The 16,970-nt window shown below is 66.2% G+C and carries 13 protein-coding genes and 1 pseudogene; 10 read left to right on the top strand and 4 right to left on the bottom strand.

Features of this window, described 5'->3' with window-relative positions; all coding sequences use genetic code 11:
- Positions 1-10 precede the first annotated feature (10 nt).
- Positions 11-1,408 (top strand): MFS transporter, encoded by a 1,398-nt coding sequence (locus FA85_RS01670; protein WP_051943556.1) that lies wholly within the window; start codon positions 11-13, stop codon positions 1,406-1,408.
- Between the two features lie 49 nt (positions 1,409-1,457).
- Here FA85_RS01670 and aat read toward each other — a convergent pair whose 3' ends face one another.
- From aat to trxB, 3 genes are read right to left on the bottom strand one after another with little or no spacing between them, the layout of a single operon-like run.
- Complete coding sequence (gene aat, locus FA85_RS01665) at positions 1,458-2,168, bottom strand: leucyl/phenylalanyl-tRNA--protein transferase (protein ID WP_036112640.1); 711 nt, start codon at positions 2,166-2,168, stop codon at positions 1,458-1,460.
- Positions 2,165-3,298, bottom strand: coding sequence for a GNAT family N-acetyltransferase (locus tag FA85_RS01660; RefSeq protein ID WP_036112645.1), 1,134 nt, complete (start codon positions 3,296-3,298; stop codon positions 2,165-2,167). The genes aat and FA85_RS01660 overlap by 4 nt, the downstream gene beginning before the upstream one ends.
- Positions 3,299-3,341: 43 nt before the next feature.
- Entirely contained in the window at positions 3,342-4,304 is a 963-nt protein-coding gene (gene trxB, locus FA85_RS01655) for a thioredoxin-disulfide reductase (protein WP_036112649.1), read from the bottom strand.
- Between the two features lie 183 nt (positions 4,305-4,487).
- Here trxB and ald point away from each other — a divergent pair, with 183 nt between their 5' ends.
- The 7 genes from ald to FA85_RS01620 all read left to right on the top strand — a co-directional run bounded on the left by ald (position 4,488) and on the right by FA85_RS01620 (position 14,914).
- On the top strand, positions 4,488-5,552 hold the full coding sequence (gene ald, locus FA85_RS01650) for an alanine dehydrogenase (protein ID WP_036112652.1): 1,065 nt from the start codon (positions 4,488-4,490) through the stop codon (positions 5,550-5,552).
- Between the two features lie 32 nt (positions 5,553-5,584).
- The gene (locus tag FA85_RS01645; protein ID WP_081907443.1) at positions 5,585-7,930 is read left to right on the top strand and encodes a DNA translocase FtsK; all 2,346 of its coding nucleotides are present in this window, start codon (positions 5,585-5,587) and stop codon (positions 7,928-7,930) included.
- A 7-nt stretch (positions 7,931-7,937) separates the two neighbouring features.
- Positions 7,938-8,366: a hypothetical protein gene (locus FA85_RS01640; protein WP_036112654.1), complete on the top strand. Its 429-nt coding sequence runs from the start codon at positions 7,938-7,940 to the stop codon at positions 8,364-8,366.
- Positions 8,367-8,397: 31 nt separating this feature from the next.
- Positions 8,398-9,048 (top strand): outer membrane lipoprotein periplasmic chaperone LolA, encoded by a 651-nt coding sequence (lolA, locus tag FA85_RS01635; RefSeq protein ID WP_036112657.1) that lies wholly within the window; start codon positions 8,398-8,400, stop codon positions 9,046-9,048.
- Positions 9,049-9,287: 239 nt separating this feature from the next.
- A complete protein-coding gene (locus tag FA85_RS01630; RefSeq protein ID WP_036112660.1) occupies positions 9,288-12,116 on the top strand; it encodes a DUF2339 domain-containing protein in 2,829 nt (942 codons plus the stop codon).
- Positions 12,106-13,509 carry a DUF3999 family protein gene (locus FA85_RS01625; RefSeq protein ID WP_036112663.1) on the top strand — a complete coding sequence of 468 codons (1,404 nt, stop codon included), beginning with the start codon at positions 12,106-12,108 and terminating at the stop codon, positions 13,507-13,509. Before FA85_RS01630 ends, FA85_RS01625 begins: the two co-directional genes overlap by 11 nt.
- A gap of 76 nt (positions 13,510-13,585) precedes the next feature.
- On the top strand, positions 13,586-14,914 hold the full coding sequence (locus FA85_RS01620) for a replication-associated recombination protein A (protein ID WP_036112666.1): 1,329 nt from the start codon (positions 13,586-13,588) through the stop codon (positions 14,912-14,914).
- A gap of 1 nt (position 14,915) precedes the next feature.
- On the opposite strand, the gene FA85_RS01615 is transcribed toward FA85_RS01620, so the two are convergent.
- Positions 14,916-15,224: a hypothetical protein gene (locus FA85_RS01615; RefSeq protein WP_036112669.1), complete on the bottom strand. Its 309-nt coding sequence runs from the start codon at positions 15,222-15,224 to the stop codon at positions 14,916-14,918.
- 151 nt (positions 15,225-15,375) lie between these two features.
- Between FA85_RS01615 and yidA the strand changes: the two are divergent.
- Positions 15,376-16,191, top strand: a pseudogene (gene yidA, locus FA85_RS01610) (sugar-phosphatase).
- Positions 16,192-16,270: 79 nt separating this feature from the next.
- Complete coding sequence (locus FA85_RS01605; RefSeq protein ID WP_051943558.1) at positions 16,271-16,867, top strand: hypothetical protein; 597 nt, start codon at positions 16,271-16,273, stop codon at positions 16,865-16,867.
- The last annotated feature ends 103 nt before the right edge of the window (positions 16,868-16,970 follow it).

Raw genomic sequence — 16,970 nt, 5'->3', positions numbered from 1 at the left:
TCCTTTCCGGATGACTTCCGCTCCTGGCTTCCGCACCGTTGCCCTGATCATCGCCAGCGCGATGTTCATGGAACAGTTGGACGGCACCATCCTGGCCACCGCGCTGCCGGCCATGGCGGAGTCCTTCGACGTTTCCCCGCTGCACATGAGTGTGGCGCTGACCTCGTACATGCTCAGCCTCGCCGTGTTCATTCCGGCCAGTGGCGCCATCGCCGATCGTTACGGTTCGCGCAACGTCTTCCGCGCCGCCATCGCGTTGTTCACGGTGGGATCCATTCTCTGCGGTCTGTCCGGCAACCTGCCGCTGCTGGTGCTGTCGCGCCTGCTGCAGGGTATCGGTGGCGCCATGATGGTGCCGGTGGGACGCCTGGTGCTGCTCCGCTCGGTGCCCAAGTCCGAGCTGGTCAGCGCGATGTCGTGGCTGCTGGTCCCCGCACTGATCGGGCCCGTGGTCGGGCCGCCGCTGGGTGGCTTCATCGTCACCTGGGTGTCCTGGCGCTGGATTTTCTACATCAACGTGCCGATCGGTCTGGCCGGGATGTGGCTGGCAACGAAATTCATTCCCGACATCCGTATTCCGGACAAGGTGCGCTTCGACAAGCTCGGTTTCGTGCTGTCGGGTGTATCGCTGTCGTGCCTGGTGTTCGGGCTGGAAATGGCCAGCCGGGGCGCGACGTCGATGGCAGGTTCCACGGGGCTGATGGTCGGCGGCCTGATCGTCGGTGCGATCTACGTATGGCATTCGAAGCGGACGACCAACCCGATCCTCGACCTGTCGCTGATGCGTTTCACCACCTTCCGCCTGTCCGTGATCGCAGGCTCGCTGACGCGTATCACGGCCGGTTCGGTGCCGTTCCTGCTGCCGCTGATGATGCAGCTGGGCTTCGGTCTTTCGGCGGCGCACAGCGGCGTGATCACCTTCGTGTCCGCACTGGGTGCGATGTTGATGAAGGCGACCGCGGCGCCGGTGCTGCGCTGGTGGGGTTTCCGCGCGACGCTCGTCTGGAACGGCGTCCTGTCGATGGTCTGCGTGGCCTTGTGCGCCGCGTTCCGGCCCGAGTGGCCGCTGTGGATCATCTATGTGGTGCTGCTGTTCAGCGGGTTCTTCCAGTCGCTGCAGTTCAGTGCATACAACACGGTGGCGTATGCGGATGTGCCCAGCGAGCGTTTTTCCAGCGCGACCAGTTTTTACACGACGTTCCAGCAGCTGATGCTGTCGCTGGGCATCTGCGTGGCCGCCGCGGCCTTGCACGTGTCGGTGACCTGGCACGGCCGCGAGCATGCGCAGCTGCCGGACTTCAGCGTGGCGTTCCTGGTGGTGACCTTCGTCTCGCTGCTGGCCGCGCCCGTGTGTCTGCTGCTGCCGAAGAATGCCGGCGCGGAGATGAGCGGACACCGCCGCCGCTAACGCCGTCGCTCACGTGTAGGAGCGCGCCCCGCGCGCGACCCGCGACCCGTCAAGGCAGCGCAATCGCCTCACTGATCCAGCTCCCCACTTTCCCCGGCATCGCCGCGAGCCGCCTCGCCTGCGCGATGAACGGCCGCCTTGGAATCTCCACCGCTCCCATGCTCAGCAGATGATCGTTGGTCACCTGCGCATCGAGAAACGGAAACCCCCAGCCATGCAGCAGTCCGCATAGGCCCGCCAGCGCCACCTTCGATCCACCCGTGCGCGCACTGAACATCGACTCGCCGCAAAACAGGCGCCCCACGGCCACACCGTAAATGCCGCCGACCAGCGACCCGCGATCCCACACTTCGACGCTGTGCGCATGCCCGCGCCGGTGCAGTTCTTCGTAAGCGGCGATCATGTCCGGTCCGATCCACGTGCCCGGCTGGCCGTTACGCGGCGCCGCGCACGCACGCATCACCCGGGCGAACGAGGTGTCCGCGGTGATCCGCCAGTTCGACTTGTTGAGCTGCTTGCGCAGACTGCGGCTGATGTGGACTTCGTCCGTGCGGAACACGCAGCGCGGATCGGGTGACCACCACAGGATCGGCTCGTCTTCGTTGAACCAGGGGAAGACGCCCTGCGAATACGCCGCCAGCAAGCGATCGGCCGAGAGATCGCCACCCCACGCCAACAAGCCGTTGGGCTCGGCCAGTGCCGACTCGGGGTCGGGGAACAGGCCAGTGCGCTGGGGATGCAGTTGTGGCAGCTGGATCATCGGTCCGCGTAAGGCGAGTGAGTCATCAGTTCGTCTTTATAGGCTTCACGGTGAGCCGCTTCGTGGACCAGGGCATCGGCCACGGCCTGGCGGAAACCTTCATGCGCAATGTAATGCCGCGAGTGGGTCAGCGTCGGCAGGAAGCCACGAGCCAGTTTGTGTTCGCCCTGCGCGCCGGGTTCGAAACGCGCCAGACCCTCGCGGATCGCGTAGTCGATACCGCGGTAGTAGCAGAGCTCGAAATGCAGGCCGGACAACTCCACGCTGGCGCCCCAGTAACGTCCATACAACGCGTCGGCGCTGCGGAGGAAGAGCGCCATCGCTACGATGTCACGGTCGTCGCGTGCAAGCGCGACCTGCACATTCGAACCGAGCGTACGTCCCAGGTATTGGAAAAACCGCGCCGTGAGTGCGGCATGGTTGCCCTTCATGTCGAAGGTGAGCTCGTAGAGGGCGTGGATCTGTCGCCACTCGGCATCGGACAGCGTGTCGCCGCCGCGCATCTCCAGGATCAGGCCGGAAGCCGCCGCATGCGCGCGCTCCTGTCGTATGTTCTTGCGCTTCTTGCGCGCCAGCGCATCGAGGAAGCCGTCGAAATCGGCATAACCGCGGTTATGCCAGTGAAACTGATAGTCCGCCCGGATCAGCCAGCGGTCGTCGAAGGCGTGAAGATCGGCCTCGGCGAGGAAGTTGGCGTGGATGGAGGACAGGCCGAGGCGATCGGCTTCGTCCACCAGCGCGGCGGTCAGCCGGTTGCGATGGATGTCGGCCCCGGGGCCCTCACGCACCAGCAGGCGCGGACCGGGCACGGGAGAGTAGGGCGCGGCGACCAGCAGCTTGGGGTAATAGTCCCCACCGGCGCGTTCCCAGGCCGAGGCCCAGCTCCAGTCGAAGACGAACTCGCCGTGCGAGTTGCCCTTGAGGTAGGTCGGGGCGGCGGCGACCAGCCGGCCGCCGTCGAAAATGGCAAGGTGGTAAGGCCTCCAGCCGTAATCCTCACGCAGGCAGCCCTTGGTCTCCATGCCGCTGAGAAACGCATGCGACACGAAAGGGTTGCCGTCGGGCACGAGCGCATCCCAGTCGGCGGCAGGGATCTCGCCGAGTCCGTCGAGGAAGCGGATCTCGCTCATGCGGCGCGGTGCCCCGCGCGTCGGGAGGCGCGGGGCGGTGCCATCACGTCAGCAGGTGCTGCTGGTCGAGCCAGCGCTCGGCATCCAGTGCGGCCATGCAGCCGAAGCCGGCCGAGGTGATCGCCTGGCGGTAGACGTGGTCGGCCACGTCGCCCGCCGCGAACACGCCCGGGACCGAGGTCGCCGTGGCCATGCCGTGGGTGCCCGACTGGATCTGGATGTAGCCGTCCTTCATGTCGAGCTGACCTTCGAAGATGCCGGTGGCCGGGGTGTGGCCGATGGCGACGAAGAAGCCCTGAACGTCGAGGTCGCGCTTCGCGCCGGTGTTGACGTCCTTGACGCGGACGCCGTTGACGCCGGAGTCGTCACCCAGCACTTCGTCGATCTGGTGGTTCCAGAGCAGCTCGATCTTGCCGGCCGCGACCTTCTCGAAGACCTTGTCCTGCATGATCTTTTCCGCACGGAACTTGTCGCGGCGGTGGACGAGGTACACCTTGCGGGCGATGTTGGCGAGGTAAAGGGCTTCTTCGACCGCGGTGTTGCCGCCGCCGACCACCACCACGTCCTGCTCGCGGAAGAAGAATCCGTCGCAGGTGGCGCAGGCGGAGACCCCGCGGCCCTTGAACTTCTCTTCCGAGGCGATGCCCAGGTACTTGGCGGTGGCACCGGTGGTGATGATCAGCGCGTCGGCGGTGTACTCGCCGCTGTCACCCTTCAGGCGGAACGGGCGGTTGCCCAGATCCACGCTGTGGATGTGGTCGAAGACCATCTCGGTTTCGAACCGCTCGGCGTGCTCGGCCATGCGGCGCATCAGCTCCGGTCCCTGCACACCCTTCTCGTCACCGGGCCAGTTGTCGACCTCGGTGGTGGTCATCAGCTGACCGCCCTGCTGCAGGCCGGTGATCATCGTCGGCTTGAGGTTGGCGCGCGCCGCGTAGACGGCGGCGGTATAGCCGGCGGGACCGGAGCCGAGGATCAGCAGACGGCTGTGCTTGGGGGTGCTCATGTATAATCCTTGAGGTTTGCTGCGACGTGTTTCGAGGTTGCGCAAGATCGTTGTCGACCCGGAAGAATGGGGAAGACGAGGGTGCGATTCAAGACATTCGCTTCATGATGGTGCCTCCCATGTCCCCGCATGGTGGCTTTTGTTCGTCCGACTTCTCTCGGTTCATTCAGGATCCTCCTCAAGATGCGCATCGGTATCCCCTCCGAAACCAAGACCCTCGAAGGCCGCGTGGCCCTCATTCCGGCCGCCGCGGCCGATCTGGTCCGCCGTGGCCATGAGGTCTTCATCCAGTCCGGCGCCGGCACCAAGTCCGGTTATACGGACGCCGACTACGCCGTGCTGGGCGTCACCGTGGTGCCCGACGCCGCCGCCCTTTATGAAAAGGGCGAGCTGATCGTCAAGGTCAAGGAGCCGATCGAAGGCGATCTGAAGCTGCTCAAGAAGCACCACCTGCTGTTCTGCTACCTGCACCTGGCCGCCGAGCCGGCGCTGACCAAGAGCCTGCTGGATATCGGCCTGACCGGTATCGCGTTCGAGTCCGTCGACGAAAACGGCATGCTGCCGCTGCTGCTGCCGATGTCCGTCATCGCCGGCCGCATCGCCACCCAGATCGGCACCACGCTCCTGCACCAGCCCAACGGCGGCAAGGGCAAGCTGCTGGGCGGCATGGCCTCCACGCCGCGCGGCAAGGTCGTCGTGCTGGGTGCGGGCGCCGCCGGTGGCAACGCCGCCGCGCTCGCCGCCTCGGCCGGTGCCAACGTCGTCGTCTTCGACAAGCGCCAGGACCGTCTGGCCGAGATGATGGCCATGGGCCCCAACGTCACCGCGCTCTACGCCTATGAGTCCTCGGTGGCCGAAGAAGTCCGCAACGCCGACATCGTCGTCGGCGCCGTGCTGATCCCCAGCGCCAAGGCGCCGCGCGTGGTCACGGAAGATATGGTCAAGACGATGGAGAAGGGCTCGGTGCTCGTCGACATCTCGATCGACCAGGGCGGCTGCTTCGAGACCTCGCGTCCGACCACCTGGAAGGAGCCGACCTACGACGTCCACGGCGTGACGCATTTCTGCGTGACCAACATGCCGGGCGCCGTGCCGCAGACCTCGTCGACCGCCATTTCGGCCGCCATCCTGCCGTACGTGCAGCGCCTGGCCGCCGGCGACGCGTGGCGCGATCACGCTCCGCTGGCCGCCGGCATCAATATCGAGGGCGGCAAGCTCGTCCACCCGGCGCTCCAGGGCGTGGCATGATGCCGAAAACCCGATCCGAGGTCGTTTGCTAAGTGGCGCGCAGCGCGAAAGTCGTCAAGAAACAGGCCAGGACGCAGATCAAGGCCCAACGCGAAGGCTTGAGTGACGAACTCAAGCGTCGCCTGCGCGAAGCGGGAGCCCTTCTGGTGCTCCCGCTCGCCCTGTACCTGCTCGTCTGCCTGATCAGCTACAACGATCAGGACCCGAGCTGGGGCCACATGGGGGTCGCCGAGCACGCTACCAATTTCGGTGGTGCGGTCGGCGCCAACATCGCCAATCTGCTCCGTTACATCTTCGGCCTTGTCTCGTACTTCTTTCCGCTGCTGCTGCTGGCCCTCGGCGTGCAGGTGATCCGCCAGCGGGGCGAGCGCAACGTCGCCCCGTGGGAGCCGTCCCTGCGCCTGATCGGGTTCGTGTTCTTCTTCATCACCGGCCCCGCGCTGGTGTATCTGAACGTCGATTCGCCCGTGTTGCCGGAAGGTCCGGGCGGCATCGTCGGCAAGTGGGTCGGGCGCGGCGTGCATGCCGCGTTCGGCGACAAGGGCGCGCCGCTGTTGCTGCTGGCCCTGTTCCTCATCGCCGTCACCCTCGCCACCGGCCTGTCGTGGTTCCGCCTCATGGACCTGACGGGGCAGGGCGTGGTGCGACTGGGCGGCTGGTTCGGCGGCAAGATGCGCCGCGCGCCGGACGTCATGGCGGCCCGCACCGCACGCGCCGAGCGCGAAATGGTGAAGAAGGCCGAGGCCGTCAAGCAGGCCAGACGCGAGCCCGTACGTATCGAGACGCCCACCCCCATGGTGGTCAAGAGCGAGCGTGCGTCCCGCGAGAACCAGATCCCGCTGTTCACCGGCGCATCCATCGAGGGTGAGATCCCGCCGCTGTCGCTGCTGGACGAAGCGCCGCCGCAGGGGCCTGGCTACTCCGAGGAAACCCTGGAGGTGCTGTCGCGCCAGGTGGAGCTGAAGCTCAAGGACTTCCGTGTCGAGGCGCGTGTGGTCGGCGTCTATCCCGGCCCGGTCATCACCCGCTTCGAGCTCGAACCCGCCGCGGGCGTGCGCGGCAGCCAGGTCTCCAGCCTGGACAAGGACATCGCGCGCGGGCTTTCCGTGGTCAGCGTGCGCGTGGTCGACGTCATTCCGGGCAAGAACGTCATCGGCCTGGAAATCCCGAACACCAAGAAGCAGATCGTCTACCTCTCGGAAATCCTTCGTTCCGAGCGCTACGACCAGGTGAAGTCGCCGCTGGCGCTGGCCCTGGGCAAGGATATCGGCGGCAAGGCCGTGGTCACCGACCTCGCCAAGATGCCCCACCTGCTCGTCGCCGGTACCACCGGTTCCGGTAAGTCCGTGGCGGTCAACGCCATGGTGCTCAGCTTGCTGTACAAGTCGAGCGCCAAGGACGTGCGGATGATCATGATCGATCCGAAGATGCTGGAGCTCTCGGTCTACGAGGGCATCCCGCATCTGCTGGCGCCGGTCGTCACCGACATGAAGGAAGCCGCCAACGCGCTGCGCTGGTGCGTCGCCGAGATGGAGCGCCGCTACAAGCTCATGGCCGCGGTGGGCGTGCGTAACCTCGGTGGCTTCAACAAGAAGGTGAAGGACGCGGAGAGCAGCGGTCAGCCGCTGCTCGACCCGCTTTTCCGCGCCAACCCCGACATGCCGTCGATGACGGCCGATCCGCTCGAGCCGCTGCCGCACATCGTCATCATCATCGACGAGTTCGCCGACATGATGATGATCGTCGGCAAGAAGGTCGAAGAGCTGATCGCGCGTCTGGCGCAGAAGGCGCGTGCGGCGGGTGTGCATCTGATCCTCGCCACGCAGCGTCCGTCGGTCGACGTCATCACCGGTCTGATCAAGGCGAACATCCCGACGCGTATCGCGTTCCAGGTGTCGTCCAAGATCGACTCGCGCACCATCCTCGACCAGTCCGGGGCGGAAGCGCTGCTCGGTCACGGTGACATGCTCTACCTCCCGCCGGGTACGGCCACGCCGGAGCGCGTGCACGGTGCCTTCGTGGACGACCACGAGGTGCACAACGTCGTCGAGTGGCTGCGTGCGCAGGGTGCGCCCAACTACATCGAAGGCGTGCTGGAAGAAGTTCAGTCCACCGCCGATGGCAAGATCATCAACGACGCCGGTCTTCCGCAGGATGCCGACGGTGACGGCGACAGCGACAACGCTCTCTACGACCGCGCGGTGCGCGTGGTGACGGAGACGCGTCGCGCGTCCATCTCCGGCGTGCAGCGTCATCTGCGTATCGGCTACAACCGCGCCGCCCGCCTCGTCGAACAGATGGAGCAGGAAGGCATCGTCAGCGCCCCGCAGCACAACGGTAACCGTGAAGTGCTGGCGCCGCCGCCCCCGAAGGATTAATCGCCCCATGAACACCATGAAACCGGGCGCGCTACGTCAGCGCCCCTGGAGCCTGCTCGTCACCGGCGACCTCGTGCCCACGGCCGAGGTGCTCGACGAAGTCACGAGCGTGTTCGAACTCAATCCGTCCATCCCGGGTCTGGAGCTGCGCGCCGACGACGGCCGCGCCTGTTTCGTCACGCGCGAGTACCCGAGCGGACACACCGCCGAAGTCGACGACGCGCTGGAAGTGATCTTCGCCGAACAGACCGAGATCGCCGAGATCGTCGTGCTGGGTCAGGAAGCGCGCCCCGCGCACACGGCCACCCGCGATGCGCCTTTCTGGCACCGCGACGGTAAGGCCATCGCCGACATCAGCGAGAAGATGGAGGCCGGCGAGATCTCGCCGGGAGAAGCCATCGACATGCTTAAGTCGCTGTTCGAAACCGATCGCTGACAATCGCGCCGAACCCTACGGAAGACATCCCATGAAACGCCTCCTGCTCGCCGCGACGCTTTCCCTCCTCAGCCTGCCGACTTTCGCCGCCACCGGCGCGGCTCGCGAGCGCCTGGATGCCTTCTCCAAGGGCCTGCATTCGCTGACCGGCCGTTTCAGCCAGACCCTGGCCAACGCCAATGGCGACCAGGGCAAGGTCAGCTCCGGCACGCTGGCGCTGCAGGCTCCGCGCCAGTTCCGCTGGGAGACCACGGCGCCGTACAAGCAGACGATCGTCGCCGACGGCAGCCGCGTATGGCTGTACGACCCCGACCTGGAGCAGGTCACGGTGCGCAAGCAGAGCAGCGAGGAAGCGCAGAGCCCGTTGACGGTGCTGACCGACCTGTCGCAGATGGACAAGGACTTCAAGGTCACCGAGCAGGGTGAGCACGACGGCCTGGTCTGGCTGCGCCTGCAGTCCACGTCGAAGGACCCTCAGTTCGACTTCGCCGATCTGGGGTTCGACGCCAGCGGCCTCGCCCGCATGGCCTTCAAAGATCAGCTCGGCAACACGACGCAGATTTCGTTCGCCGGATGGCAGAAGAACCCCGCCGTCCCGGCCAGCACGTTCGAGTTCGTCCCCCCGCAGGGCACCGACGTGATCGGTGACGCCCCGGTGCTCCAGACCCAGCCGGTGAAATAACGCGCATCACCCCCTCCGGGACGCGACCCGCGCTGTAGGAGCGCGCCCTGCGCGCGAAAAGCCAACAGTGCGAGGAAGCAGGAAGGGTACGGCTTCACCGCTCTGTGGGCTTTTCGCGCGCGGGGCGCGCTCCTACACGCGCGGGGCGCGCTCCTACACACGCGGGGCGCGTTCCTACGCGTCTGGCATTCATGCCAGACTCCGCCCGTCACACAGGATGTTACGGAGAGACCAACGGTATGTACGTCATCTGGGCCATTGTCTGCGCGGTGATCGGCGCCCTTGTCGATCAGGGGTGGACCGGCGCCGTCGCGGGGGCTGTCATCGGCTGGTTACTGGGGCGGCAGTCGCAATTTCGCGATGAGCTGGATGCACTGCGGACGCGGCTGGATGCGGTGAGTCCGGGCGCGGCGGAGTCAACGTCCGCGACGCCAGTGCCTGCGACGCCGAAGCCACTGACGCCGGCGGACTGGCCTGACGCCGACCCGGTGCGTGTGACGCGACCTCCGGTGCCTGCTGCGGGACCGGAGGGCCAGCCGGGGGTGTTTTCTTCACGGCCGCCGCCGGTGCCTTTGTCGGTGCCTGGGGCGGTTTCGCAGGTCCCGATCGCCAACAGGGTTGGCGCCACGCAGGAGCGGGGGACATCGGGTGAACCGGCAGTGTCCCGCGAGCCCTCCGTGCCCGTTGAGCCAGCCGGGCCTTCACTGGTCGATCGGTGGATCGAGGCGGGCAAGCGCTGGTTTACCGAGGGTAACGTGCCGGTGAAGGTCGGCATGCTGGTGTTGATCGCCGGCGTGGGCGCGTTCCTGAAATACGCCTCGGATAACGGCTTGCTCCGGGTGCCGGTATCGGTACGGCTGAGCATCGTGGCGCTGGTGGCGATCGCTGGCGTAGCGTTTGGCTGGGTGCAGCGCGAGAAGCGGCGTTCGTTCGGGCTGGCCTTGCAGGGTGGCGGCCTGGGCGTGCTGGTGATGATCGTGTTCGCCGCGTACCGACTTTATGGTCTGCTCGATGCGGGTCCGACGTTCGCACTGCTGCTGATCTTCGTCGCGGGTATGGGTGTTTTGGCGGTGCTGCAGGATGCGCTGGCGCTGGCCGTGCTCGGACTGATCGCCGGCTTCGCCGCGCCGATCATGGCATCGTCGGGGCAGGGCAATCACGTCGCGCTTTTCAGCTATTACGCGGTGCTCAACCTGGGCATTCTCGGCATCGCATGGAAAAAGGCGTGGCGCGTGCTCAACGTGCTCGGCTTCGTCGCCACCTTCGGGGTCGGCACGGCCTGGGGGGCGCTGAAGTACAGCCCGTCGCTGTTCGAAAGCACCGAGCCGTTCCTCATCTTCCACTTCCTGCTCTTTCTCGTGGTGCCGTGGCTGCACGTGCTGCGTTCGCCGAAGGGCCGCCGCGTCATCCTCGACGGCTGCCTGATGTTCGGCAATCCGATCGCCAGCCTGCTCTTGCAGGGCGCGTTGCTCGACTGGGAACCGATGCCGCTGGCCATCTCCGCGCTGATCGCCGCGGGCCTTTACATCGCCATCGCGTTCGCCATCCGCAAACGCGAGGATATGGGCCTGCTGCGTGAAACCTGGGCCGTCCTCGCCGTGGCCTTCGCGACGATCGCGGTGCCGTTGGCGCTGAGTGCCGCTGTGACCGCCAGTGTCTTCGCGCTCGAAGGCGCGTGCCTGATCTGGCTCGGCTTCCGGCAGGGACGTCGACTGCCGCGCTGGTCGGGTGTGTTCCTGCAACTTGTCGCTGGCGTGGCCTGGTGCCTGGCTCTTGCGTTCCGCACACGCTACCGGGACACCGCCTTCCTCAATCCCGAGTTCATCGGCAGCTTGCTGCTCGTGGTCGGCGCGGGTGTGGGGGTATGGCAGTTCGATCGTCATGGCACGTCCCGGGGCGTTTCCAGTCTCGCGCGCGTCGGTCTGCTGCTCTGGGCGGGCCTATGGTGGTTCGTGGGTTTCGGCAATGAAATCGGGCGATTCGTGCGCGATGCCGGTGACACAGGCATCCCGGCGAACGTGGATGCCGCGTGGCTCGCGCTGGTCGGCGTGACCGGCTGGTTGCTCGCGGAAGCCTGCCCGCGGACACGCAAGCTGGATCTCGGCGCCGTGCTGGCATTCTCGGTGCCGCTGTCCTTCCTGTTCTCGCTGCTGATCGTGCTGCAAGGCGCCAACGAGCGAGTGCAATGGCTCGCCGGTTGGCCCCTGGGTGCGGTCATCGTCATGGCGGTGACCGGCTGGCTCGCGATGCGCGGCGAAGGTACGCACCGTGTCGCCGCCGTGGCGACCAGCAGCGTCTGGTGGCTTCGCTGGCTGGCCCTGTTCACCTTGTCCATCGGGCTCGCGCTGGATCACGTGGCGGGCGTGGGGCAGAGCTGGCAGATCGTCGCCTGTTCGGTGCCGACCCTGTTGATCGCGGCAATCACGGTGTGGTGGCCTCGTCTGCTTGCGTCGCCGCTGGCGATTTACCTGCGCGAAATCCGCGTCAGTGTCGGGGGCGCGATGGTGCTGGCGATGGCCGTCGTCGGCCTGATCGCACTCACCGCCGCGGGCAGCCCGCAGCCGTTGCCCTTCGTTCCCGTCCTCAATCCGCTGGATCTTCTGCTCATCGCGGTGCTTCTGTTTACCGCACGTGCGATTTCCGACGAGGCCGTTCCGCCGGCGATCAGGCGCACGCGGCCCGCTGCGCTCGCGGTCGCCTTCTTCATCGTCGCGACCAGCATGACGCTGCGCGCCGTGCATCACCTTGGCGGCGTGCCGTGGGATTCGTCGATGCCTTCGTCCAGTCTTGCCGAACTCTCGCTCACCGTGGTCTGGAGCGTGATCGGCGTCGTTGCCTGGGTGCTAGGTTCGCGCCGCGGCCAGCGCCTGCTGTGGATGGCCGGTGCGGGCACGATGGCCGTGGTGCTGCTGAAGCTGCTGCTGGTGGATCGCGGACATCTGGGCAACCTGTTCGGCATCGCGTCCTTCATCGCCTATGGCCTGCTGTGCACGGTTATCGGCTATCTCGCTCCCGCGCCGCCCAAAGAGGGCGCGGTCATCGCTCCGGAGTCACCGCATGCGTCGTGATGTGGGTTGTCTGCTTGTTCTTGGTCTGTTCGCCGCAGGCGCCCGTGCCGAGCCGCCCGAGGCATTCGCCTATGCGTGGCCGATCGTCGCGCCGCAGGGTGGCAAGGCCTACCTCGTCGAACTGCCTCAGGACGCGTACGCGTGGGCATCGCGCGATGCCGGGCTCGCCGATGTCGTCGTGGTCGATGCGGAGGGGCGGCAGGTCGCCGCCGGCCCGTACACCGCCGCGGCGCCGACCTCGCATCCCGTGACGCTCGATGCGCCGTTGCGCGCGGTGCCCGCCGCCGTGGATGGCGTGCCCGGTGCGCGCATCCAGCGCAGCACCAACGGCGATATCGTAATCGAGCCGGGTCCGGTGGCGCCGACCGCCATGCCGCGCGTCTGGCTGTTCGACGCGCGCTCGGCGATCGCGCCGGAGCGCCTGGAGTTCGCGGCGATCGACCACGACGTGAACCTCGGCGTCGACGTCGATACCAGTAACGACTTGCAGGACTGGAACACGCGCGTGCGCGGCGCGTCGATCGTGACGCTCGGCAAGGGCGATGGCGCGGTGGATGCGCGCGTGATCAAGCTGTCCGGTTCGCCGGCGCGTTACTACCGCGTGCGTGTGATGAGTGGCGAAGCACCGTGGGCGATCGACGGCACGTCGTCCGTCACCTTGTCGGGAAGTGTCGAAGACGCGGCGGCAAAGGACGAAGCGAAGCTGCTCTGGCTGGATGTTCCCGTCGGTGACACGAAGAGCAGCGGGCAGGGCGTCGATTACGACTATCGCTTGCCGGCCGCGTTGCCGGTGAACTCCGTGCGCGTCACGCTGGGGAAGAGCGACAGCGTGGCCCGTCTTGATGCATCGGCGGTCGAGGGCACGATGAGCAGCGAGGCGCTGGGCACGCTCGTCGTCACTCCGGATGGTACGGAAGGTCGTCGGCCGCTCGAGGTGAATGCGCGTCGTCGCGATCTGCTGCGTCTGCATTCGGCGACGCCGCTGCGCGAAGCGCCGCATCTGTCGGTGGGCTGGCGGCCGGATCGCTTCGTCTTCCTGCCCGAAGGCAAGGGGCCGTATCGGTTGCTGGTGGGCAGTGCGCGCGAGCGGCGTCCGGCGTGGCCCGTCGGCGATGCGGTGACGGCCTTGCGTAAGAGCGAAGGCGCGGCGTGGCGGCCTGACGAAACGACGTTGGGTCCCGGACAGGAGCTGGGCGGACGCGAAGCGCTGAGTTCGCCGGCGGCGCCGTTCGACTGGACCCGGCCTTTGCTCTGGGTGGTGTTGTTGCTGGGGGCGGGTTTGATTGCAGGGATGGCGGGCAGTTTGCTGCGGAAGCCGAAGGCGGGTGGCGAGGACGAGGGCAAGGGCAAGGGCAAGGGCAAGGGCAAGGGCAAGGGCAAGGGCGAGAGTTGAGGGCGGCTCCGAGGCCTTGAGCGCATCTGCACGCCTGACGCGCGATAATAGGCCTTCACCCCCTCCCGCGAGTCCCATGTCTTTTCAGTCCCCCGGCCTTTTTGCCGAACCCGAAGCGCTGAAGCCCCTGGCCGAGCGTATGCGTCCGCGTGCCCTCGACGAGATAGTGGGGCAGCAGCGGGTGGCGGGCGAGGGTAAGCCGCTGCGCCGTGCGCTGGAGGCAGGCAAGGTCCATTCGATGATCCTGTGGGGGCCGCCGGGGTGTGGCAAGACCACGCTGGCCCTTCTGGTCGCCCGGTACGCCGACGCCGACTTCCGCGCCATCTCCGCTGTCATGAGCGGCCTGCCGGACGTGCGAAAGGCGCTCGCGGAGGCGGAAGGCAACTTCGCGCAGGGGCGCCGCACCGTCCTGTTCGTCGACGAGGTGCATCGCTTCAACAAAGCCCAGCAGGACGCCTTCCTGCCGCATATCGAGCGGGGCGTGATCATCTTCGTCGGCGCGACCACTGAGAACCCGTCGTTCGAGCTCAACTCCGCGTTGCTCTCACGGTGTCGTGTGCACGTGCTGGACGCGGTGAGCCCGGACGATATCGTGGCCGCATTGCATCGCGCGCTGGCCGACAAGGAACGCGGTCTGGGCGATCTCGAACTCGATGTCGACGAAGCGTCGCTGAAACTCATCGCCAGTGCCGCCGATGGCGATGTACGTCGCGCGCTTACCTTGCTGGAAATCGCCGCCGAGCTCGCCGAAAACGGCCGGATCGACGATGCGACGCTGGAGCAGGTGCTGGCGGATCGCACGCGTCGTTTCGACAAGAGCGGCGAGCAGTTCTACGACCAGATCTCGGCCCTGCATAAATCCGTGCGCTCGTCCGATCCGGATGCCGCCGTTTACTGGCTGACGCGCATGCTCGACGGGGGCTGCGATCCGCTGTATCTGGCCCGGCGCATGACGCGGATGGCGGTGGAAGATGTGGGTCTGGCCGAGCCGCGCGCGTGGCGCATGGCGCTGGATGCGTGGGATACGTACGAGCGCCTCGGCAGTCCCGAGGGCGAGCTGGGCCTGGCGCAGCTGGCGATCTGGCTGGCCATTTCGCCGAAGAGCAACGCAGCTTACATGGCGTACAACAAGGCCAGGGCCACCGTGAAGCAGATGGGCACGCTCGACGTGCCGATGCATCTGCGCAACGCGCCGACCAAGCTGATGAAGGGGCTGGGTTACGGCACCGGTTACCAGTACGACCACGACGTCGAAGGTGGCATTGCGCTGGATCAGCAGTGCCTGCCCGATGAACTGGTGGGGACGACCTTTTATGAGCCGGTCGATCGCGGACTGGAAACGAAACTGCGCGAAAAGCTGGAGGCGTTACGCGCCGCGCGTGCGGAAGCCCGGACGCGGAAGTAGTTCACCCGCTGTCACGGGAGTCCTGGCGGTCAGTCGTCTGCGGCATCTCGAGAGCGTCATTTTCCGCGGCACGTTCGGCTGGCACCGTGCGATCCTCGTCCAGCCATCGCCTGGGTTTATTGAGCGAATGCTCGAGGCAGTGTGAGAACCACGACCCGATAAACCCCTCCCTCAGCATCGATCTCAGCCGCGCCGCGCCGGCGGTGCATCCCACCCGCCGCGCGATTTCGTCCCAGTCCTCGACGCCTTGCTGCTGCAGATCCGCAACGAGTGCACGAAGGTTGTTCCTGCGGGCGGACTGGGTGGACATCGTAAAAAGATGCTCCCGGAACTGTGACTTTGGCGCATACGTGGCGCTGGAGGCTGAGGGCTCGCTTTTTCAGGGCGTCCCCCGCGACCTTAACGACGGTATTTGCTGCATTGCGGTACGATACCGCGCATCCCCGTTGAGACTTTCCCCGATGATCGATCTGATTGCCATCGACATGGATGGCACGCTGTTGAACGCCGCGCACGAAATCACGCCGCGGGTAAAGCAGGCCATCACGGCGGCCCGCGCCAGGGATATCCGCATCGTGCTGGCGAGCGGCCGGCCATTCTCGGGTGTCGAGGAATACCTCGCAGAGCTCGGCATGAACGGGGAGGGCGACTACTGCGTCACTTTCAATGGTGCGGTCGTGTAGAACGCCGCAGGCACGAAAATCATCGCCGAGACGACCCTCGGTTACGACGATTTCATCTACTGCGAAGAAGTCTCGCGCGACCTGGGTGTGCACTTTCATGCACTGTACGAGCGGAGCATGATGACGCCGAACGCGGACATCAGCTCGCACACCGTGCGTGACGCGTACATCTCACGCACGCCGTTGCTTTACCGCTCCATCGAACAGCTGGACCCGGCGTGGCGCTTCCGGAAGTTCATGATGGTGGATGACGGTCCCGTGCTCGATCGCGCCATCGCCAATATGCCGCCGGAACTGACGGAGCGTTACACGGTGGTCAAGAGCGCCTACGACTTCCTCGAGATCCTGCATCCGGACGCGGGCAAGGGCAGGGCGCTGGCCACGCTGGCCGCGCACCTGGGTGTCCCCAGCGATCGCATCATGGCGATCGGCGATCAGGAAAACGATCTGGTCATGCTGGAGTTCGCGGGCGTCGGCGTGGCGATGGGCAACGCGATCGACACCGTGAAGGCCGTGGCGAACCACGTCACGACCAGCAACAACGAAGACGGCGTGGCCGTCGCCATCGAGCGATACGTGCTCGACAGGCACTGAAGAACCCCTGCCGAAAGCCACTACCATCGTGCGTTGACGAGTCGTACGCTCGGACCAACAGCCCGGGTGGAGACGGCTCATGCGTATCGCGATGGCAACGCTGATCGGTGGTCTCGTGATGTTTCTCTGGGGTGCGTTCGCGCACATGGTGTTACCGCTGGGCGAGATGTCCATGCGGGCGCCACTGGACGAAGACAGGGTGATTGCTTCCCTGAAGCAAGGCCTGCCGGCCGAGGCTGGCATCTATGTGCTGCCGCACTTCGACAGGGGTGCCGCGGACGATGAAAAGGCCCGCGCCGCGTTCTCCGCGAAGGCGGTGGCCAGCCCGTTCGCTTTCATCGTTTACGAGCCGCATGGGCGCGATTCCATGCAGATGGGCGTCAACCTGTTTCATCAGTGGGTGACGAACACGCTCGGGGCATGGATTCTCGCCCTGGTGATGATCCGTGCCGGGGTGGGAGTGACGCGCGGGTTGGTGCTTGGCCTGGCGATGGGCGTCTTCAGCTGGTTGTCGATCAGCGTGCCCTACTGGAACTGGTACCGGTTTCCGGACGCGTTCACGGTGGGATCGCTGCTGGAGATCGCGTTCGGGTGGTTGCTGGCGGGTGCCTCTATCGGATGGTGGTTGAGGCGGGGGGTATCGCCAGCAGGCCCGGATCCCACCGGCCCGTTGTAGGAGCGCGCCCCGCGCGCGACCCAGTTCGCACGAAGAACAGCTGACCAAGGCAACCCGCAATCGCCAGCACGGCCGACTCCTACCCAAGAGCGTTATTGCCGGG

The sequence above is a fragment of the Luteibacter mycovicinus genome (genome assembly GCF_000745235.1).
Lineage (GTDB): Bacteria > Pseudomonadota > Gammaproteobacteria > Xanthomonadales > Rhodanobacteraceae > Luteibacter > Luteibacter mycovicinus.
The sequence above is the reverse complement of the archived record's forward strand: the minus strand, read 5'-3'. Positions and strand labels throughout refer to the sequence as shown.

Coding starts and splice junctions, on each gene's coding strand:
- FA85_RS01640 (WP_036112654.1), top strand. CDS start 7,938: ATGAACACCATGAAACCGGGCGCGCTACGTCAGCGCCCCTGGAGCCTG.
- trxB (WP_036112649.1), bottom strand. CDS start 4,304: ATGAGCACCCCCAAGCACAGCCGTCTGCTGATCCTCGGCTCCGGTCCC.
- FA85_RS01660 (WP_036112645.1), bottom strand. CDS start 3,298: ATGAGCGAGATCCGCTTCCTCGACGGACTCGGCGAGATCCCTGCCGCC.
- aat (WP_036112640.1), bottom strand. CDS start 2,168: ATGATCCAGCTGCCACAACTGCATCCCCAGCGCACTGGCCTGTTCCCC.
- FA85_RS01670 (WP_051943556.1), top strand. CDS start 11: ATGACTTCCGCTCCTGGCTTCCGCACCGTTGCCCTGATCATCGCCAGC.
- ald (WP_036112652.1), top strand. CDS start 4,488: ATGCGCATCGGTATCCCCTCCGAAACCAAGACCCTCGAAGGCCGCGTG.
- FA85_RS01620 (WP_036112666.1), top strand. CDS start 13,586: ATGTCTTTTCAGTCCCCCGGCCTTTTTGCCGAACCCGAAGCGCTGAAG.
- FA85_RS01630 (WP_036112660.1), top strand. CDS start 9,288: ATGTACGTCATCTGGGCCATTGTCTGCGCGGTGATCGGCGCCCTTGTC.
- FA85_RS01605 (WP_051943558.1), top strand. CDS start 16,271: ATGCGTATCGCGATGGCAACGCTGATCGGTGGTCTCGTGATGTTTCTC.
- FA85_RS01625 (WP_036112663.1), top strand. CDS start 12,106: ATGCGTCGTGATGTGGGTTGTCTGCTTGTTCTTGGTCTGTTCGCCGCA.
- lolA (WP_036112657.1), top strand. CDS start 8,398: ATGAAACGCCTCCTGCTCGCCGCGACGCTTTCCCTCCTCAGCCTGCCG.
- FA85_RS01615 (WP_036112669.1), bottom strand. CDS start 15,224: ATGTCCACCCAGTCCGCCCGCAGGAACAACCTTCGTGCACTCGTTGCG.